Genomic DNA, 19,087 nt, shown 5'->3' with positions numbered 1-19,087 from the left:
TGATTTACCTATAAAAAGAGAGAATGTAATGTAATGGGAAATAATTGTTCGTTTTGTTTTGTCGAGCTATTAAATATATGATTACTGCTTGTGAAATAGCTATTTATATAAATTTAAAAAAGTAAAATAATATTTGAGATGGTTATATGAATACTTATGCGATAGTTGTGCTACTCGCCTCTCTACACTACTTTTTTTTGAAACTTATTATATTAAATATTTTCAGGATACATTTGTTAAAACATTAACTGCTGCCACTGCCTATTGAAAACTTATTTTTTAAATGTATTGATGTGTAAAAGAAATGTGATGTTCAAAACTCTTGCAGTTAATGTTAATGATGTTCAATTAAATCAAATTAAACAAAGCAACTGTTGTTTTTATTAGTACTGTCTTGTTGGAAACATATCTCATGAAATCTATTAGTTGCATTAATAAATTATAAATATTTCAAATTCATTAATTTAGTGTGAGGTAATTAATATGAAGATTTTAGCTTTACAGGCAAGTCCTAGAAAGAAAGGCAATACCAATAGAGTTTTGGATGAGATGATTAAAGGTGCAGAGGATAACGGTCATGAGGTAATCAAATACTATTTGGAAAAGTTGGATATCAGTCCGTGCAGCGGATGTGAAATTTGCTCTAAAGGAAAAGACTGCAGATACGATGATGATGGTGCAGAAATCATCAATCAGCTTGCAGAGGGTGCTAGTATAATTTTAGCATCACCAATCTACTTTGGGCAAATGACCGCACAGGCAAAGACAATCGTAGACAGGTTCTACTCTATTTTCAACAATCCTGATAAGAAATTCAATGGAAAGGCAGCAATGATATTTACACATGCATATCCTAATAAGGACATCTACAAACCCTATATCAAGCTTACAGAAGCTCAACCATTCTTAAATAATACGGAACTTGAATATATTGAAACATTAGAAGTGGCAGGTGTTAAATTCATTGGAGATGCCGATAATGCTGAAGATGATTTAAGAAAAGCTTATGAAATTGGTCAAAAATTTTAAGTGATTTAAATGAAAGTGAATTTAAAACCCCGTTCAATAATGTATCCGTCTCCTGCTGTCGTTGCATCAGCCTTTGATGAGGATGGAAATGCTGACTGTTGCACTTTGGCTTTTGCTACAATGTGTTCCCATCACCCTCCGGCAGTGATGATAGCAATAAACACTACGCTTAAAAGAAAAACATTGAAAAGCATCCTATATTCCAAAGAGTTTTGCATAGGATATCCTAGTGTGGAACAAGTTCTTGAGGCAGATTATATGGGAATTGCATCAGGATATGATACAAACAAGATAGAAGATGTCAATTTCACATACAAAATAGCTGAAAAGGTAAATGCTCCAATCATCAATGAGTTTAAGGTATCTGCCGAATGTAGGTTGATGCATGTTGCGGAAGTTGGAAGCCACACTCAGATTACTGGTGAAGTCGTTAATATTCAGGCTGATGAGGAAATCTTAAATGAAAAAAATCGGATAGAACTGAAAAAGCTCAATCCGCTGGCTTATGATGATGGGAATCATGATTACTATACTGTGGGTGATAAAATCGCTGATTCTCATAAGTGTGGTTTAAAATTTAGAAAATAATGATTTATAATTATTCTTAATTTCATGAGAATTGCAAAATAGAATATGATTTAAATACAAAGGTAATATTATGAAAAAAGTCAAAATCACAATCCTAAAGACAACTCTACAGGAAGACCTTGCAAAGGAATATGGTGTGGAAGGATTATCAACATGCCCTCTGATGGGCGAGGGTGAAATTTACTATGCGGATTATTCAAAACCTGATGGATTTTGCGATGAGGCATGGAAGGCAATCTATCAGTATGTTTTTGCTCTAGCTCATGGAGCAAGTGAAGATTGGTACTATCAGGACTGGATTAAAACTCCCGGTGTTGCAATTGTATCCTGCAATGATGGTTTAAGGCCAGTAATAATGAAACTGGAAGCAACAGATATCGAATCTAAATAAATAGAATCACATTACTGGATGTTATTGGAGAATAATTTTTAACTAATAGTATTTGTGTAAGATAGCTATTTATATATAATTTAAAAAAGTAAAATAATATTAATTAAAATAATTGAGGTATTTATATGAAAGGAGATGTATATTACGGTAAAGGTATACGGGAATTAAAAGATGAACATTCTGATTTGTATGAGTTAGTATCCAACATTAATGATACAGTATGGGACGGGAAGGTCCTGGATTATAAAACTCAAAAATTAATAGCTATTGGCATTACCTCTTCTCGTGCAGATCCAAGAGCTACCAAAAAACAAATGAGGAGTGCAATTGAAGTATTGGGCATCACTAAAGAGGAAATTGTTGATGTTTTGAGAGTTGTTTTATTAACTTCAGGCATGCCGGCATTTTCCAAATCACTTCAAATATTAAATAGTGTTACTGAAGCTATTGAAGAAGAAAGGGAAGATAAGGCTTAAACTCTTCTCTTAACAATTTTTTTCAGAATTCTTTTTTTTGTTATTATTTTAGTCGATATTAGACTATCTGTTGAATAATCACGAATGTGAAGAATAAAATAAAACAGACCATTCCATAATTTAGGAAAATTGTTTTTAATGGAATTGGCATCTTTTTAAGAAATTCGGTTTTGTCACAATATATTAATTTAAAGCATCCGATAAGGAAAAGGAGTAATGTAACAATAAAGTATATTGTGACGATAATTATGTCTGTGACGCTAAATGACCAGCTGATTATTGCAGTTGCGCTGGCTGAGAAAAATAAGGTAACAACGGATCCCATCAAATTGGCAATAATGTGCAAAATGATGGGGTAGATAATTTGTCCGGTTTTTATGTAGACATATGCCAGAAGCCCTCCAAAAAGAAGGGTATAACAGAATTGATTCAGGTTTCCATGGAAAAATGCAAATAATACTGCGGAAATTATTATGGAGGCTTTTGCACCGTATTTAATGGTTCGGTCAATCAACAATTTTCTAAAAATCAACTCTTCAAATATCGGACCGATAAGACAAATAAGGATTATATTCAATAAAATGTCTGTCGAATTCACTAAATCATGCACAGGATTTGCAACGGCATTGCCTATAAATTGGGATATGATTGATGTTATTATAATCCCGAATACGTTTCCAAAAAGGGTTATCGTAAAGCCGACCGATACGTAGATTATTAATTTTTGAATTCCCAATCTTTCTTTTTTGATTTCTTGAGAATCCAGTTTTCCCATCAAATAAATGAAAATTGGGAGAGGTATGACATAATTGCAAAATGATGATAGAACAGCTAAGAAATTGATGTCGTTTAATAAATCCATGTTTGTGTAGGCTAAGATGTTTACAAGGATAATTTGAAATACTATTGCAATCAATCCCATTGTCAAATAATTAAACCCTATTTTTGAGAAAAATTTTTTGTCGGCATTCAAGTTTACACCAGTTACTTGTTTTAAACAATATTTCATTTCTCATATTATTTAATGATTTCCATAAAAATTTTGGTCTACCTAAAACTTAAATATTAGGTATGCCTAAATATTAACTAGCTGAGCATTTTATTTTAAAAATTTGGGAGAGTTGAAAGATGGTTAATAAAGAATTTATTGATAAATGTGTTGAACATAAACATGCATTGCTTTTTGCTGCAGGTATTGCGACTGCAGTGGTTGGTAAAAAAGTTTTAGAATCAAAAGCTGTAAAAGACGCGGCAACACAGGGTATGGCCACTGTAATGTCTATTAGAAAAGATGCTGAAGAATGCTTCCAGGACATGAAAGAAAATGCTGAAGACATTGTTGTAGATGCACACGAAGAGGATAAAAAAGAAATTTATGTTGAAGCAAAGGAATAAATCATTTCTAAGGTTAAAAAAATGAAATATCAAGTAATGTATGACCGTGGGAATCGTTTAAGGCTCCGTTCCGGTCAGTGGGCTTTCACTGAAAAGGAAGGCTATGGAATTGCTTCATTACTTTTAGACCAGGATTTTATCCATGAGGTTTTCACTTCTCACAAAAACGGCAGTATTTTAATATATTATGAAGAATGCGAGGAAAACAAGCAAAGAATATTTGATATTTTAAATGGAATCACATTAGAGGACCTTTTTGAAGCAGAACCAACACAAACTCAAGTTTCAAAGGAAATAACCGATGATTTCTATTATAAGCTAATGGGTATGGTTGTCAATAGGTTTTTAGGAAGGCTATTCCTGCCAATGCCTATTAAAAATGCCATGGCGTTTTATCGCTCTTTAAAATATATTTGGGCAGGTTTGGACAGTTTAACTAGTTTCCGTGTAGATGTTGCACTTCTTGATGGTGCTGCAGTTGCGGGGGCTTTGATGCAAAGAGAATTTGCTCCTGCCGGATCAATGATGTTCTTGCTGTCAATTTCAGATGCTCTTGAAGATTACACTGTACAGAAAGCAAAAAGCACATTAAAAGACAGTTTGGCTTTGAATATTGATTCTGTCTGGATAGTGGGTGATGATGGTGAGGAAAGGCAGTGTCCGGCTATTGAAATTGATAAGGGAGACAAAATCAAAGTCCATATGGGTGATGTAATACCTGTCGATGGAAAAGTGATTGCCGGTGAAGGAATGGTCAATGAATCCTCAATGACAGGCGAACCGTTAGCCGTCCATAAGATGCCTGGAAAAACTGTTCATGCAGGAACTGTCGTTGAAGAAGGAAACCTAATAGTTGAAGTTTACTCAATGAATAAGGAAACAAGATTAAACAAGATTATCGATTTGATTGAAAATTCGGAAGAGTTGAAAGCCGAAACCCAAAGCAAAGCCGAAAAGCTGGCGGATTCAATTGTTCCATACAGTTTCCTTGCTACCGCTTTAACTTATCTTGTTACTGGAAATGCTTCAAAGGCGCTTTCAGTCCTGATGGTTGATTTCTCATGTGCAATCAAGCTTACTACTCCATTATCAGTCATATCTGCGATGCGTGAAGCATCCGACAATAGGATGATGATTAAAGGAGGAAAGTTCCTGGAAAGTTACGCAAATGCGGATACAATAGTATTTGACAAAACAGGAACATTGACCAATGCAACCCCTAAGGTTGTCAAAGTCGTTCCAATGTCACGAAGATACAAACGTGATGAAATCCTAAGGATGGCTGCATGTATTGAAGAGCACTTCGCTCACAGCATTGCGACTGCCATTGTAAAACAGGCAGAAGCGGAAGGTCTTAAACATGAAGAGGACCACAGTGAAGTCGAATACATTGTAGCTCATGGTATCGTAACGGAATATGACGGCAAGCGTGCAGTCATTGGGTCAAAGCACTTCCTGTTTGATGATGAAAAGGTCAAAGTTACCAAAACTCAAGATAAAAAACTCAAAAAGGAAGAAAATGAACATTCTGTTGTTTATCTGGCTATTGATGGAAAGCTTGAAGGAATCATATGCATTGATGACCCGGTACGCGAAGAGGCAAAGTATGTCATTGAAGAGCTTAAGCAGTTAGGCGTTGAACATGTCATAATGCTAACCGGTGACAGTGAAAGCGGTGCTAAAGCAAGTGCAAAAGCATTGGGAATTACCGAATACAGGTCACAAGTACTGCCGGAAGACAAGTCAAGAATTGTTGAAGAGTTAAAAGGAGATGGAAGAACAGTAATCATGGTTGGGGATGGGATAAATGATTCGCCAGCTTTAGCTGCTGCAGATGTCTCTGTTTCAATGAAACATTCATCGGATATCGCCCGTGAAGTGGCGGACATATCATTATTGTCTGATGATTTGTATAATCTTGTAACACTTAGAAAACTAAGCGAAGGAATGTTGGATAAAATCAATAAGAATTATCGCAACATCGTTGCAGTAAACGGATCCTTACTTGTTTTAGGTGTGTTTGGGGTTATTCCACCATCAACATCTTCACTGATACATAACTTATCTACAATGCTGTTTGGCGCAATGAGTACCAAATCCGTTCTGAAAGATGAAGACTATGTTAATGCTATAGAAGTTGAAGCTATTGAGGTAGCAGACACTTCTTAATTTTATTTTTTTTCAATTTTTTTTTAAAAGTTTTTATATCATAATACATAAATTTAAAATTGTATAAAAATTTTAATTAAGTGATGAAATGTTTGATAATTATAAGAATAAATTTATTCCATTAATTTTACCGATTCTAATAATATTATTCTGGTATTTCATAACTGATGGTATTGAGTTATTTTCTTCATTTATATTGCCGAGCCCTGTTGATGTGGTAAACTCTGCATGGGTGGTAATTCAAAATGGAAAACTCCTTACAAACACAGTTGATACTTTATTTAAGGTATTTTCAGGTTTGATTTTAGCATCTGTCGTGGCTATCCCTTTAGGAATTTTACTGGGATGGTATAAGACATTGGAAGATTTATGTACTTTTGTGATTAGTGTTTTAAGACCAATTCCACCGGTTGCATGGATTCCATTTTCAATTTTATGGTTTGGAATAGGAACAGTTCCTGCGGTATTTATCATATTCATGGGATGCGTTTTCCCTATTCTGGTATATACAATTGATGGTGTAAAGAGAACTGATAAGGTTTTAGTCGAATCCGCCCAGACTTTAGGTGCGAATGATTGGAACGTCTTAAGACGTGTAGTAGTGCCGTCTACATTTCCGTATATCGTTTCTGGTTTAAAGGTAGGTATTGGAATTGCCTTAATGTGTACAATTTCAGCAGAAATGATCGGTTCAAGTAGTGGTTTAGGTTATATGATTTTAACAGCAACAAACCTTTTTGATACAGGTACCACTGTTGTAGGTATGCTTGTGATAGGTTTAATTGGGCTTGCTTTTGACTTTGTATTTACAAAGGCTCAAGATAAGATATTCTGGTAGGTGTGTTGAATGTCAATTGAAATTAAGAATATTTATAAATCCTTTGTGAGTAAAAAAACAGAGAAATTGTCTGTTTTGGAGGATATTAATTTAACTATTAATGATGGGGAGCTGATTTGTCTTTTAGGCCCATCAGGTTGCGGTAAAACAACACTTCTGCGTCTGATAGCAGGTCTTGAACATCCTACCTCAGGTGAAATAATTGCTAATGGGGAAGTTGTCAAAAAGCCATCCGGTGACAGGGCGGTGATCTTCCAGCAATATTCATTATTCCCGTGGTTAACAGTTTTGCAAAATGTAACTTTCGGTTTGGAAATGACAAAACAGGGTTCCAAGGAAGAGAATATTGCCGCTGCAGAGAGATATCTTACAAGTGTTGGTTTAATTGAGTTTAAGGATAGCTATCCTCATGAACTTTCGGGTGGTATGAAGCAAAGGGTTGCAATTATTAGATCTTTGTTAAATCATTCACCTATTTTGCTTATGGATGAGCCGTTTTCTGCAGTGGATATGCAAAATAGACACAAGCTTCAAGAACAGCTGATTGGGGTTTGGAAAAGATTTGAAAATACTATTGTTTTTGTAACTCACGATGTCGATGAGGCGGTCTTTCTAGCTGATAAAATTGTAATTCTGGATAGAAATCCTGGTAGAATTGCCGAAATTGTTGAAGTTGATATTGAAAGGCCGAGAAAAAGAGATTCAAAAGAGTTCATTGCCCTTCAGGAATCCATAGTTGAAAAATTAGATATGGGCCAATAGTTATAGTTTAGCTATTAATGTCCCATAATTTCCATTTTTTATGCTTTCATAAACATAATCAAGGGATTTAAAAATAGAATCCTCTAGAGTATTTTCCTTTGCAAGATAAGCTACAATGGCTGCAGATAAATTACAGCCGGTTCCATGCAAGTTGTCTGTTTTTATTAATTCTTGTTTTTTAATTGTGATATTGCCGTCAATATTGATGGTATTTATTCCATCTAGATGTCCTCCGGTAATGATATTGTCGCAAACTATTTTTTCGGATGCCTTTATTGCATCTTCAGCGGTTTTAATTTCAAAATCAGTCAATCTTTCTGCTTCTGTAATATTTGGTGTTGTCAAAATAGCCTTTGGAAGAAGATATTTATTAAATGCATCTGCCAAATCCTGTTTGGTCAAATCTCCGCCGGAAGTCGCCACCATAACCGGATCAACTACCGCTTTTAGATTATACTCCTTAATTTTTTGTGATACCAATTTAATTATGTCGGGGGAGTACAGCATTCCGGTCTTGATAAATTCCACATCATATGCATCCAAAACGGAATCGATTTGCTCGGATATGTAATCTTCAGCAATAGGCAATGTTGAAAAGAATTTATATGGATTTTGTGCAGTCAGCGCAGTAACTATTCCTGTTCCGTAAACTCCGATGGCTTGGAATGTTTTAATGTCAGTTAAAACTCCCGCCCCTGCTGATGGGTCAACGCCCGCAATACTCATAACAATCATTTAATCAGCTCTTGTAACTTTCAGTCTTTCAGATCCTCTGAATGGTTCGACATTGACTTTCAGTTCCTTCAGGTATTTTCTGGTGTGGGTTTTTTCGCCATGTATCATGATTTCGCCCAAATCCTGAGCGGTATTTACATCCAATGCCATGAATAAGGAATCATGAACCTGCGGATTTAATTTTTTCCTCTCGGCGGCATTGACATGCTCCTTATAGCTGAAACCTTCAAATCTGGTGTGTATTGCCATAGGTTTCATTATTATCATGTTTGTCCCACCACCTTTTGAGGGAACAATAATAAAGTCTAAGCTCTTGGATGCATCAATAAGCATTTTTAAATTTGTTTTTCCAATCAGCGGAATGTCTGATGGAACAATAATGATTTTTCTTGTTTTTCCCTTACAGTATTTCATCGCCTGCTTTAAAGCCTTATTCAGATTGGAATTGTCATCTTCAAGGATGGTTTCCAGGTTCAGGCTTTTAGCATAGCTCAGCACATCTTCATCCCTGCTTATGATGAAAATTTTATCCACATATTTTTTCAGGGTGTCTGTCACGTCCTGAAGCATCACTTTCAAGAGCTTTTCCCTTTCTTCTTCTGATAGAAATGGGGATAAGCGAGTTTTAGCATTTTTAAACTTTGAGACAGGAATTATTGCATATATGTCATCCATTTAAATCACTTAATAAGTTTTAGCTATTAAAGTAATGTATTTTGCATCTTTTCCGCTGGCTATGCATTTTCCTTCGGATACTTCTTCCTGAATACCTAGGATATCATAACCGGTTTTTTCTTCAATCTCTTTTCCAACAGCTTCGTCTCCGCACCATAGGAATTTAACCACATTTCCGGCTTCGACAATATCTGGAATTTCATCAAGGTTTTCTGTGAATTTAACATGTTCTTCCTGGAAGTCCCATGCGCAATCGTGGAGATTTTCTGCGGTTTTATTTAATAATTCAATCACATTGTCTGCAAGAGCATCATCTAAGGATAATTCTATTTTTTCTCCTTCATCTCTTCTCATAGCTATTGTAATATTGTTTTCAAGGTCTCTTGGACCAAGTTCTAGTTTAACTGGAGTTCCTTTCAACTCCCAGTCATAGAATTTTTTACCCGGTCTGATGTCCCTGTCATCGATATTGACTCTCAAACCTTTAGCTTCCAGTTTTGCTTTTATTTCACCGCATTTGGATAAAACTTTTTCTTTTCCTTTTTTAAATAAAATTGGTATGATTGTAACTTGGTTAGGGGATACTTTAGGTGGGAGGCGTAATCCTTTTTCTTCGCCATGTATTGAAATAACAGATGCAATAACCCTGTCGGATACTCCAGCACAGGTTTGATAAACGAATTTGTGCTGTCCGTCCTTGTCTTCAAATTTAATGTCAAAAGTTTTTGCGAATGTTTGGCCTAAATTGTGAATTGTGCCTACTTGCAAGGTTTTACCGTTAGGCATGATTACATCAAAAGCCATTGTGTAGTCAGCACCAGGAAACTTGTCCCATTCAGGTCTTTTTGAAATAAGGTATGGAATTCCCAAATCATCAAAGAATTCTTTATAAATAGCAATAAAGTCCTGAATTTGTTCATCAGATTCCTCTTTAGTTGCATGGGCGGTATGAGCTTCTTTGAATGTTGTAATCTCACGGACACGTATTAGGGGCCGGGTGTGTTTTGTTTCATATCTGAATGTGTTTACTATCTGATAATATTTGATTGGAAGGTCAATGTGTGATCTAATCCATAAAGCATACATAGGATACATTGCGGTTTCACTTGTTGGTCTTAATGCCAACTGTTCATTTAATTCAGTCTGACCGCCTTTTGTAATCCAATATACCTCATCTTCAAACCCTTTTACATGAATCCCTTCTTTTGCAAGTTCGGTTTCAGGAATAAGCATTGGAAATAATACTTCTTCATGGTCCTTATCCAATAATTTTTTTATTATTTCCATTGTATATTTTCTTATTTGAAAACCGTATGGCATCCAAACAGCCATTCCCTTAATAGGATATCTTGAATCAGTAATGTTTGCTTCTTCTAAAATATCATGAAACCATTCATCATAATTTTCCACCATATCACCTAAAATAATTTTTATAATGTTAAATTATCTGTTTTTAATCAGTATTAAATTTATTTGATATCTTTTTTAGTGTAGTATTTATTTATATTAAGACATTTAAAAGTTTTATTAGGTGATAAATTGTTAGAAGAATTTTTACCATTTGTTGGATTAATTATTTTTGGAAACATTGAAAACCTTATTTTAGCTTCACAGGGTGTTGTTCAAGGTGTGGATGCTAAAGTTTTAGGTGGATTGAGTATTATTGCAGTTATTATATGGTTATTTATTGGGACCGTTGCTACCGAGATAGCAATACAATATGCAAATTATATCACATTTATTGGCGGCCTTGCTATTGTAATATTGGGTATTATAGCTATTCGTGATGCTGTAAGACATATTAGGTCAACTAAAGGAAGTGAATAAAATGATTGATTTAAAACCGTATGTTCCATTTACAGGATTAATTATTTTTGGAAACATTGAAAACCTTATTTTAGCTTCACAGGGTGCCGTTGCACATGTAGACCCATATATTTTAGGCGGATTGAGTATTATTGCAGTTATTATATGGTTATTGATTGGTAATTTCGGAACTAAAATTGCCATTAAATATGCCGATTATATTGAAATTTTCGGTGGGGTTGCAATCATTGTTTTAGGTGTCCAGTCCATGCTTGAAGCAATGGGTCTATAATTTCTTTAGATAACTGGGAATAATTTCTCGTTATCATCTATTTTTTTTTAATAAAATTTTTTCGGAAAGTTATTTATAATTATCTCTGACATATATATTAATGAATAATTTAATTTTAGGAGATATTATGAGTAATAGGAAAATACAAATGCCACGTGAAGTTTACATTGATCCGGGTATTATTAAGGATACTGGTGAAATTTGCAAATCTTTACATTTGGACAACAGGATTTTGATTGTTACCGGTTCCCATACATATGATGTGGGGGCAGTTCCGGCAATTGAAAGTCTTGAAAAGGACAATATTGAATACGATGTAATTAAAGTTGACAATGCATCACAAGAATCAATATCTGAAGTTGAAGAATTGATTACGCCGGACACTACCGTTTTGGGTATCGGAGGTGGAAAAGTCATTGATGTGGCTAAATTATCTTCATATAATCAGGGAGTATATTTTGTATCTATGCCAACCACAGCATCTCATGATGGTATTGTATCTCCTATGGCATCTATAAAAAATCCTAATACTTCCATATCACTCAATGCTCATTCACCGATTGCAGTCATTGCCGATTCAGAAATTCTTGCACAGTCCCCATTTAGACTGTTGGCTGCAGGATGTGCTGATTTGATAGCCAATTTTACAGCCATTAAAGATTGGGAATTGGCACACAGATTAAAAAACGAATCGTTCAGTGAATCAGCCGCCGCATTATCAATAATGTCAGCTCATTTAATCACGGATAATATCGCCAACATCAAACCTAATCTTGAACCTAGTGCACGCATAGTCATGAAGTCACTGTTCAGTGGAGGAATGGCTATCAGTATTGCAGGTTCATCCAGACCGGCCAGCGGATCAGAGCACTTGTTTTCACATGCATTGGATAAAATTCTTGAAAAGCCTGCTTTGCATGGTGAACAGTGTGGTATTGGAACAATAATGATGATGTATCTTCATGGGGGTAACTGGAAAGCTATTAGGGATGCACTTAAAGCGGTTCAAGCTCCAACAACTGCAAAAGAACTGAATATTGCAGATGAAGACATTATCGAAGCGTTGATGATGGCTCATGAAATCAGACCTGAAAGATATACTATTTTGGGTGACAATGGAATTTCAAAAGAGGCAGCATATGAACTGGCACACAGAACAGAGGTGATTTAATGATTACATTGATAGGTAAGGATTTGGCAAAGAAAGGTCAGGAATTCGTTTTTTTAGGCCCTGCTGAAGACTGCGAAAGCTGTAGGTTCAAATCATCATGTGTAGGAAACTTGGAAAAGAACAGGAAATATGTTGTTGTTGATGTTAGGGACAATGAACAGAAATGTCCTGTCCATTCCGGTGGTGTGGTTATTCCTGTTGAAATTGACAGAGCAAAAATTGATATCTTAACAGATTCAAAAAGCATTTTTGAAGGATCAACATTCACATATAACGCTTTGGATTGTGATGAAAAATGCGATTTCCATGATTTGTGTTTCCCTGATGGGCTTTTTGAAAATGACAAATGCATTGTTTTGGAAAATAATGGAAAACATAAAGAGGAATGTAAAAAAGGTTATAGACTTAATAAACTTACTTTAGGATTTGTGATATAATGAAAAATGCCAGTAGTAATGATTCTAGTAAAAAGAATGCAGGATATAAAGCTGCGGAATATGTTAAAGATGGAATGGTTTTAGGGCTTGGTACAGGTTCTACTACTCATTATTTCATTGAAAAAGTAGGTATGAGAATTCGTGATGAGGGAATTAATGTTTTAGGCATTCCAACTTCATTTCAGTCATTGATGATTGCAAAAAAATGGAATATTCCAATAACTACCCTTGAAGAGCATGACATTGACCTTTCTGTCGACGGGGCGGACGAAGTCGATTCCCAATTCAATTTGATTAAAGGTGGGGGTGCTGCCCATACCAAAGAAAAAATCGTTGACTATGCGGCAAAGGAGTTCATAGTAATTGTCGATGAGTCAAAATGTGTTGATGAACTGGGAACATTTCCTGTGCCTGTTGAAGTATTGCCAGATGCATCACGCGTGGTCATTCAGGAACTTGAAGATATGGGTGCTGAATGTGAAATAAGGATGGCTCAAAGAAAAGATGGTCCGGTAATCACTGACAATGGTAACTTTGTAATCGATGCCAAATTTGAGAAAATTGAATCTCCGGCACATTTGGAAATTGATTTGAATACAATTCCGGGTGTTGTTGAAAACGGAATATTTTCACAGATGGTTGATAAGGTCATTGTCGGAACTGAAGACGGCACCAAGGAATTGTAGGTGATCGGATGCCTATTCCAAATGGTATGTTTCCTTTTTATGATTTAAAGGATATCGGTTATAAAATAGCTATTCTATTCGGTGCTTTAATAGTTATTTATGGAGTATTGTGGTTACTCGCAGAATTAGGTGTTATTCCAGCAATATTCTTTGCAATATTTCCACAAATAGTTTTAATTTTAGTAGGTATATTTATTATTTATACTGCAGTAAGCAGAAAAAATGCTTACTAAACTTATTTTTTTTTAAAGATTTAAAAAGCATTGAGTATTTTGAAGTAAAATTTTTACAAAAAATAAAAAAGTAAAAGGGAGTGTTGATTCCCTTTTTTTTTAGATTTTTACAAAGCTTTTGGTTTCGGTTGTTGCTGTGTATTTGGTGTTTCAGGCATATGAGCTAGTAACTGAATATACATTTGGAGCTAAGTCTGCAATAGAGACTTTTGCTTGACCGTTGGTGTCTGTTTTTATATTGTTTCTAACGTTATTTACGACAATGTTTACAGTTCCTCCAATGATAGCTTTTCCGGTAGCTTTGTTGATTAAAGTTGTTATCACTTCGTTTGTTTCTTTATTGTAGGTTGTTGAAATGTAGGATTCTATTTTGTTTTCTACAGGAGTTATTGTTCTGCTTGATCCAAGGTATTTGGTGTTTCCGGCATATGTTGTATATGCTGTAAATGAATTTGGATTTACATTGCCCAGTGAGAGTCTGGCTTGGCCGTTGGTGTCTGTTACAATGATGTTTTTAACGTTGTTTAGGAATATGCCTACTGTACCTCCGACTATTCCTTTTCCTGTAGCTTCGTTAATTAGGGTAGCGACTATTTCGTTGCTTTGGCTATCGTAATATGTAGAGAAGCTGGTTGTTATTTTGTTTACAAGGACATTGAATGTTGTGCTTGCAGGGTTATATTTGGTATTACCATTATAGGATACTGTTGTGTTGTAATTTCCGGGATTTAGGCCTGAAATGGATACTTTAGCCTGGCCATGGGCATCGGTTTTTGCAGTGTAAGATTTACCATTGATTTTAAATCCTACAGTAGCTCCAACAATTCCTTTGCTGGTAGCATAATTAATTAATGTAGCGACTAACTCTGCATTGGTATTGTATTCAATGGATATATCTTCAACAATGAAATATGCATCTGTTTTTACTTGGATTGGAATGCTTGTATTTGAAGGAACGCCTCCGCTGCCGTCATAGGATACAACGGCAGTATAACTGCCTGGTGTCAAATCTCTAGTGGAGACTTTGGCCTGACCATTAGTATTAGTTTTTACGGTATAGTTTACATCTCCAAAGCTGACAAGAAGGTCGGCACCATTAATGCCTTGGCCGCTAGCATTATTAATCAATGTAGCAGTCAAAATGCCATTTTTGTAAACAGCTGAAATGCTAGTTTTAACATTAATAACCACGTCAAATGTGGTTTTTGTGGAGTTATACTTGGTATTTCCTCCATAAGAGACAGTAGTTGGATAAACGCCGGAAGCCAAATCATTAGTTGAAAATTTAATTTGGCCATTAGCATCGGTTTTTAAATTGGCTCTCATATTAGTTAAAATAATGGCAACAGTGGCGCCTTTAATGGTTTGACCAGTAACATCATTTAGTAAAGTAGCAATTAATTCTTTATCATTGGCGTTGTAAACTACATTAAAACTTGTGTTTGCTTTTAGAGGTACATTCACATTTGCGGATGAGGGGTTATATTTGGTATTGCCTCCATAAGAAACGATGGCATTATAAGTTCCAAAAGGTAAATCAGCAACAGAAAGTTTGGATAGACCACTATTGTCTGTTTTAATGGTGTAATATTTATTATTAATTTTAAATCCAAGTGCCGCGCCTAAAATAGGTTGGGCAGTAACGTCATTGACTAAATTAGCAATTAATTCTTTAGTATTATCATTATAAACTACTGAAAGTCTGGTATTTGTTTTAATAATAAAATTAACGCTTGCATTAGTGGAATTATATTCGGCAGTGCCATCATATGAAACAGTAGCAGTATAAGTGCCTGGGGATAAATCAGCAATTGAGAGTTTAGCCTGGCCATTAGAATCTGTTTTTAAAGTATTTCTCACATTATTTAAAACGATAGTTATGGTGGCATCTGAAATTGGTTTATCTGTTTCTTCATTAATTAAAGTAGCAATCAACTCTTTATCATTAGCGTTATAAACTACATTAATGTTAGTATTTTCTTTTATAGGAATGGTTAGATTTGCGGATGATGGGTTATATTTGGTATTGCCCCCATAAGAAATGATGGCATTATATGTGCCTAAAGTCAAATTAGCAACAGAAAGTTTAGCTTGGCCATTATTGTTTGTTTTATTTGTATAAATATCATCTTTAATTTTAAATCTAATTGTAGCACCTAAAATAGGTTGGCCAGTAACATCATTAAACAAATTGGCAATCAACTCCTTAGCACTGACATTATAAACTGCTGAAATACTAGTATTTTTTTTAGGTTCATAAATTTCAAAATTAGTCACATTTTCACAAACAACGAAACCCGCACCATTGTAAGTTACTTTAACAGAATGTTTTCCTACAGTTAAATTATTTAATTCTATTTTATTTCCTATGGAAACATTCTTTATGAATGAATCATCTAGATAAACAGTGAGCATGCCTTTTGCCCAAGAAGAAATATTATAATCTATTGTGACAATTTGATTAAGATAACGGTTTTTAGATGAAATAGACAATGTCATGTTTTTTATTTTTGTACTATAACTATCTATTATAATATAATCATCATATCCTTTGCTAGGATTTATGAAATTACAGGAAGTAATAATGCCGTAATCACTATCCCAGTAAACGGCGCCTCCATTATCCGCGGAACAATTAACAAAATTACAACCAATTAAAGAACAATAATCACTAAACGAATCCCATTCCAAGCCCATATCTGCCATAATTACCATCCAATAATTAAAATTAATGGCTCCACCTTCATGAATTGCTGTGTTATTAATAAAATTACAACTCGCAATGGTACAATAAGGGGCACCATAAAAATAAATAGCACCACCATTATCTGCAGTGTTATTTACAAAATTACAATTATAAACAAGATTATGATTAGTATATTCCTGGTAGAAAATAGCACCACCAGGACCACTTGCACGCCAATAATTATCCTCTGCAACATAACCGTTTATAAAATTAATATTTGTCAATGTAACATAATTTGAAGTAATAAAAAAAATTCTTGCTTTTCCAAGTGCATTTATGGTGTGTCCATTACCATCAATAGTCAGATTATTTTTATTAACATAAATACCATTAATTAAGTCATCATCTAAGCCTGCTGTGAAGGTATAATCTCGATTTAATGTAATTACGCTATTCGCACTGGCTTGATTAATTAAATCTTGCAGTAAATTAAAATCGCCTTTTGCTTCTTTTAAAACATTGTTTTCTGAAGGATTGGAATTCATGCCATTTTCAACACTCCTAATAGCTTCATATGAAATGGTTTTAGTATCTGTTTTACATAGATTTGTTTCATCAACACTGTGAGTTAATATGCTATCATAATCAGTATCCTCTTGGATTGAATTATCATTCCATTCGTTTGAATCACTAATTTCTATTGTACTATTAGCATCTAGCTGCTCTGTTGCACTTACACAAGATATGCTAAACAAAATTAGAGCAAATAAGCAAATAAAAATTAGTTTATTTTTGCATTTCATATTTAACCCCATTTATTTGTATAAAGAGAAATAGAATTTCTTTGATTAATAATCCATATATTGTTGATTGTATAAATAGTTTAATAATAAACTAATTTAGGTCTTTTCAAAAAAAGCACATTTTTTGAAGGATTTGTCAAAAAATATTGTATAATTTTTCAATAATTGCAGTTTTAGACTCAATAATGTTGATATGAATATAAAAAATATGGTGGTAAATGTATGAAATATTTTCTATGTTTTATTTTTTTACATTTATGATGGTTCTTTAAAAGGATTTGTATTAATAGAAATTCAAGTCATACAAATTTTTTTTTAAAAAAAAGAAAGTTAAAGGAGAGTTTCAATCCCCTTTAGATTTTTACAATAGTTTTTGTTTCGCTTGTTGCAGCATATTTTGTGTTTCCAGAGTATGAACTTGTAATGGTGTATTCATCAGGTTCAAATTCTGCGGTTGAAAGTTTTGCTTGACCGTTCATATCTGTTTTAATAATGTTTCTTTCACCGTTTACAACAATACCTACAGTACCGCCTTTAATGACTTGTCCTGTAGCGTTGTTGATTAGGGTAGCAACTATTTCATTGCTTTGTTTGTCGTAAGCTGTTGTGATGTATGTTGCTGCTTTTTGTTCCGCAGTGTATAATACTCTAACAGATCCGAAGTATTTGCTGTTTCCTGCATAGGAAATGGATGCTTTGAATGTGTTTGGATCTACATCGCCGAGAGCTAGTCTGACTTGACCTTGCTTATCGCTTTTTATAAGAGTTTTTACATTATTTAAAACAATACCTACAGTACCTCCGACAACACCTTTGCCTGTAGCTTCATTGATTAGGGTAGCAACTATTTCATTGGTTTGGCTATCATAATATGCTGAAATAATGGTTGTTATTTTAGGTACAACAACGTTAACTGTTGTGGTTGTTGCAAGATATTTTGAATTTCCACCATAGGAGATTTTTGCAGCATATGTGTTTGGATTTAAACCGCTAATGGAAAGATTAACTTGGCCGTTAGCATCGGTTTTTAATGTGTTTTTCACATTATTTAAAATGATAGCTACAGTAGCACCTTTAATTGCTTGTCCAGTAGCATTGTTGGTTAGGGTAGCAACCAATTCGCCATTGGCATTATATTCAACTGTAATGTCATCTGCTAAAATGCTTGTTGTCGCTTTAGTCACGGTAACATTCACGAGGGTTGTTGCAGCATAGTATTTGCTGTTTCCACCATACATGATTTTTGCTTCGTATGTGTTTGGACTTAAACCGTCAAGTGAAACTTTAACTTTACCGTCTTTATCGGTTTTTAAAGTAGTTTTTGCTTTGTTTATAATGACAGCAACTGTAGCGCCTTTAATTGCTTGGCCTGTTTTGCTGTTGGTTAAGGTAGCGATTAATTCGCCGTTGCTGTTATATTCAACAGAAATATCATCAGCTAAGATAGTGGTTTTTATTTTGATTGTTTCATCAACAAGGATATTCACGTTTGCAGTAGCTTTTTTGTAATTGTCACTGCCTTCATAACTGATGGTTGCAACGTAATTGCCTGCATCTAAGTCTAATGGAATAACTGCACTACCATTTTCATTGGTTTTAACAGTGCTGCTAATATTGTTAATTGTTACAGTAACTTCTGTATTAGCTAAATTTTTACCATTTTGGCCAGTTAATGTAAAGTCAAGTTGACCGGTATGTGGTTTAGCTTCAACATCATCTGCAGTAATTTTAACAAGATTTTTATCTGAATATGTTCCAATTACATTAGTTTCACTTTGATATTGATTTTCAGATTTAGCGAGAGTAAATGCGAATGTTGGTGGGAATGGTAATTTATCTCCATCAAATGTATTTGGACCGATGGTTACATTGTAATAGGAGTTGTCAGCTGATCCACCAAGTAAAATTGCAACTC

Annotated in this window: 20 protein-coding genes; 14 read left to right on the top strand and 6 right to left on the bottom strand. The window is 34.5% G+C overall.

Going from position 1 to position 19,087, the window contains the following annotated elements; translation table 11 throughout:
* Positions 1-483: 483 nt before the first annotated feature.
* The 4 genes from ACJMLZ_RS09360 (at position 484) to ACJMLZ_RS09345 (ending at position 2,484) form a co-directional block, all read left to right on the top strand.
* Positions 484-1,029, top strand: coding sequence for a flavodoxin family protein (locus ACJMLZ_RS09360; protein ID WP_405305356.1), 546 nt, complete (start codon positions 484-486; stop codon positions 1,027-1,029).
* A gap of 9 nt (positions 1,030-1,038) precedes the next feature.
* Entirely contained in the window at positions 1,039-1,617 is a 579-nt protein-coding gene (locus ACJMLZ_RS09355) for a flavin reductase family protein (protein ID WP_405305355.1), read from the top strand.
* Between the two features lie 70 nt (positions 1,618-1,687).
* Positions 1,688-2,008: a TIGR04076 family protein gene (locus tag ACJMLZ_RS09350; protein WP_405305354.1), complete on the top strand. Its 321-nt coding sequence runs from the start codon at positions 1,688-1,690 to the stop codon at positions 2,006-2,008.
* 125 nt (positions 2,009-2,133) lie between these two features.
* A complete protein-coding gene (locus ACJMLZ_RS09345; protein WP_405305353.1) occupies positions 2,134-2,484 on the top strand; it encodes a carboxymuconolactone decarboxylase family protein in 351 nt (116 codons plus the stop codon).
* A gap of 58 nt (positions 2,485-2,542) precedes the next feature.
* Here the strand turns inward: ACJMLZ_RS09345 and ACJMLZ_RS09340 are convergent, their stop codons facing one another.
* Positions 2,543-3,493, bottom strand: coding sequence for a CPBP family intramembrane glutamic endopeptidase (locus ACJMLZ_RS09340; protein ID WP_405305352.1), 951 nt, complete (start codon positions 3,491-3,493; stop codon positions 2,543-2,545).
* A gap of 119 nt (positions 3,494-3,612) precedes the next feature.
* On the opposite strand from ACJMLZ_RS09340, the gene ACJMLZ_RS09335 reads away from it, so the two are divergent.
* The 4 genes from ACJMLZ_RS09335 to ACJMLZ_RS09320 all read left to right on the top strand — a co-directional run bounded on the left by ACJMLZ_RS09335 (position 3,613) and on the right by ACJMLZ_RS09320 (position 7,648).
* Entirely contained in the window at positions 3,613-3,879 is a 267-nt protein-coding gene (locus ACJMLZ_RS09335) for a DUF6110 family protein (RefSeq protein ID WP_405305351.1), read from the top strand.
* Positions 3,880-3,900: 21 nt separating this feature from the next.
* Positions 3,901-6,048 carry a heavy metal translocating P-type ATPase gene (locus tag ACJMLZ_RS09330; RefSeq protein ID WP_405305350.1) on the top strand — a complete coding sequence of 716 codons (2,148 nt, stop codon included), beginning with the start codon at positions 3,901-3,903 and terminating at the stop codon, positions 6,046-6,048.
* An 88-nt stretch (positions 6,049-6,136) separates the two neighbouring features.
* The gene (locus tag ACJMLZ_RS09325; RefSeq protein WP_405305349.1) at positions 6,137-6,886 is read left to right on the top strand and encodes an ABC transporter permease; all 750 of its coding nucleotides are present in this window, start codon (positions 6,137-6,139) and stop codon (positions 6,884-6,886) included.
* Between the two features lie 9 nt (positions 6,887-6,895).
* Entirely contained in the window at positions 6,896-7,648 is a 753-nt protein-coding gene (locus ACJMLZ_RS09320) for an ABC transporter ATP-binding protein (protein WP_405305348.1), read from the top strand.
* Here ACJMLZ_RS09320 and thiD read toward each other — a convergent pair whose 3' ends face one another.
* The 3 genes from thiD to proS are packed head-to-tail and all read right to left on the bottom strand — an operon-like array spanning position 7,649 to position 10,471.
* Positions 7,649-8,383: a bifunctional hydroxymethylpyrimidine kinase/phosphomethylpyrimidine kinase gene (gene thiD / locus ACJMLZ_RS09315; protein WP_405305347.1), complete on the bottom strand. Its 735-nt coding sequence runs from the start codon at positions 8,381-8,383 to the stop codon at positions 7,649-7,651.
* Positions 8,384-9,058, bottom strand: a complete 675-nt coding sequence (cofC, locus tag ACJMLZ_RS09310; protein WP_405305346.1) for a 2-phospho-L-lactate guanylyltransferase — start codon at positions 9,056-9,058, stop codon at positions 8,384-8,386. It lies immediately after the preceding gene.
* A gap of 9 nt (positions 9,059-9,067) precedes the next feature.
* On the bottom strand, positions 9,068-10,471 hold the full coding sequence (gene proS / locus ACJMLZ_RS09305; protein WP_405305345.1) for a proline--tRNA ligase: 1,404 nt from the start codon (positions 10,469-10,471) through the stop codon (positions 9,068-9,070).
* A gap of 126 nt (positions 10,472-10,597) precedes the next feature.
* On the opposite strand from proS, the gene ACJMLZ_RS09300 reads away from it, so the two are divergent.
* The 6 genes from ACJMLZ_RS09300 (at position 10,598) to ACJMLZ_RS09275 (ending at position 13,683) form a co-directional block, all read left to right on the top strand.
* A complete protein-coding gene (locus tag ACJMLZ_RS09300; protein ID WP_292819456.1) occupies positions 10,598-10,885 on the top strand; it encodes a hypothetical protein in 288 nt (95 codons plus the stop codon).
* 1 nt (position 10,886) lies between these two features.
* Positions 10,887-11,156, top strand: a complete 270-nt coding sequence (locus ACJMLZ_RS09295) for a hypothetical protein (protein ID WP_292819453.1) — start codon at positions 10,887-10,889, stop codon at positions 11,154-11,156.
* 127 nt (positions 11,157-11,283) lie between these two features.
* Positions 11,284-12,327, top strand: coding sequence for an NAD(P)-dependent glycerol-1-phosphate dehydrogenase (locus ACJMLZ_RS09290; protein ID WP_405305344.1), 1,044 nt, complete (start codon positions 11,284-11,286; stop codon positions 12,325-12,327).
* Positions 12,327-12,764 (top strand): UPF0179 family protein, encoded by a 438-nt coding sequence (locus ACJMLZ_RS09285; RefSeq protein ID WP_405305343.1) that lies wholly within the window; start codon positions 12,327-12,329, stop codon positions 12,762-12,764. The genes ACJMLZ_RS09290 and ACJMLZ_RS09285 overlap by 1 nt, the downstream gene beginning before the upstream one ends.
* Entirely contained in the window at positions 12,764-13,450 is a 687-nt protein-coding gene (rpiA, locus tag ACJMLZ_RS09280) for a ribose-5-phosphate isomerase RpiA (protein ID WP_405305342.1), read from the top strand. Before ACJMLZ_RS09285 ends, rpiA begins: the two co-directional genes overlap by 1 nt.
* Positions 13,451-13,458: 8 nt before the next feature.
* Positions 13,459-13,683, top strand: coding sequence for a hypothetical protein (locus ACJMLZ_RS09275; protein WP_405305341.1), 225 nt, complete (start codon positions 13,459-13,461; stop codon positions 13,681-13,683).
* Positions 13,684-13,833: 150 nt separating this feature from the next.
* On the opposite strand, the gene ACJMLZ_RS09270 is transcribed toward ACJMLZ_RS09275, so the two are convergent.
* Together ACJMLZ_RS09270 and ACJMLZ_RS09265 are read right to left on the bottom strand one after the other, a co-directional pair.
* Positions 13,834-17,124 (bottom strand): hypothetical protein, encoded by a 3,291-nt coding sequence (locus tag ACJMLZ_RS09270; protein WP_405305340.1) that lies wholly within the window; start codon positions 17,122-17,124, stop codon positions 13,834-13,836.
* Between the two features lie 401 nt (positions 17,125-17,525).
* A partial coding sequence (locus tag ACJMLZ_RS09265; RefSeq protein WP_405305339.1) for a hypothetical protein occupies positions 17,526-19,087 on the bottom strand: 1,562 nt, incomplete at its 5' end.

The organism is Methanobrevibacter sp. (assembly GCF_045126245.1).
Classification (GTDB): domain Archaea; phylum Methanobacteriota; class Methanobacteria; order Methanobacteriales; family Methanobacteriaceae; genus Methanocatella.
Note: the sequence above shows the minus strand (reverse complement) of the source record. Positions and strands in the feature narration are given on the sequence as shown.

Excerpts from the sequence above, each read along its gene's own strand:
- ACJMLZ_RS09320 (WP_405305348.1), top strand. The coding sequence starts at position 6,896 with ATGTCAATTGAAATTAAGAATATTTATAAATCCTTTGTGAGTAAAAAA.
- ACJMLZ_RS09290 (WP_405305344.1), top strand. The coding sequence starts at position 11,284 with ATGAGTAATAGGAAAATACAAATGCCACGTGAAGTTTACATTGATCCG.
- ACJMLZ_RS09360 (WP_405305356.1), top strand. The coding sequence starts at position 484 with ATGAAGATTTTAGCTTTACAGGCAAGTCCTAGAAAGAAAGGCAATACC.
- thiD (WP_405305347.1), bottom strand. The coding sequence starts at position 8,383 with ATGATTGTTATGAGTATTGCGGGCGTTGACCCATCAGCAGGGGCGGGA.
- ACJMLZ_RS09275 (WP_405305341.1), top strand. The coding sequence starts at position 13,459 with ATGCCTATTCCAAATGGTATGTTTCCTTTTTATGATTTAAAGGATATC.
- ACJMLZ_RS09335 (WP_405305351.1), top strand. The coding sequence starts at position 3,613 with ATGGTTAATAAAGAATTTATTGATAAATGTGTTGAACATAAACATGCA.
- ACJMLZ_RS09325 (WP_405305349.1), top strand. The coding sequence starts at position 6,137 with ATGTTTGATAATTATAAGAATAAATTTATTCCATTAATTTTACCGATT.
- ACJMLZ_RS09295 (WP_292819453.1), top strand. The coding sequence starts at position 10,887 with ATGATTGATTTAAAACCGTATGTTCCATTTACAGGATTAATTATTTTT.
- ACJMLZ_RS09330 (WP_405305350.1), top strand. The coding sequence starts at position 3,901 with ATGAAATATCAAGTAATGTATGACCGTGGGAATCGTTTAAGGCTCCGT.
- ACJMLZ_RS09350 (WP_405305354.1), top strand. The coding sequence starts at position 1,688 with ATGAAAAAAGTCAAAATCACAATCCTAAAGACAACTCTACAGGAAGAC.
- ACJMLZ_RS09340 (WP_405305352.1), bottom strand. The coding sequence starts at position 3,493 with ATGAAATATTGTTTAAAACAAGTAACTGGTGTAAACTTGAATGCCGAC.
- cofC (WP_405305346.1), bottom strand. The coding sequence starts at position 9,058 with ATGGATGACATATATGCAATAATTCCTGTCTCAAAGTTTAAAAATGCT.
- ACJMLZ_RS09345 (WP_405305353.1), top strand. The coding sequence starts at position 2,134 with ATGAAAGGAGATGTATATTACGGTAAAGGTATACGGGAATTAAAAGAT.
- proS (WP_405305345.1), bottom strand. The coding sequence starts at position 10,471 with ATGGTGGAAAATTATGATGAATGGTTTCATGATATTTTAGAAGAAGCA.
- ACJMLZ_RS09285 (WP_405305343.1), top strand. The coding sequence starts at position 12,327 with ATGATTACATTGATAGGTAAGGATTTGGCAAAGAAAGGTCAGGAATTC.
- ACJMLZ_RS09355 (WP_405305355.1), top strand. The coding sequence starts at position 1,039 with ATGAAAGTGAATTTAAAACCCCGTTCAATAATGTATCCGTCTCCTGCT.
- rpiA (WP_405305342.1), top strand. The coding sequence starts at position 12,764 with ATGAAAAATGCCAGTAGTAATGATTCTAGTAAAAAGAATGCAGGATAT.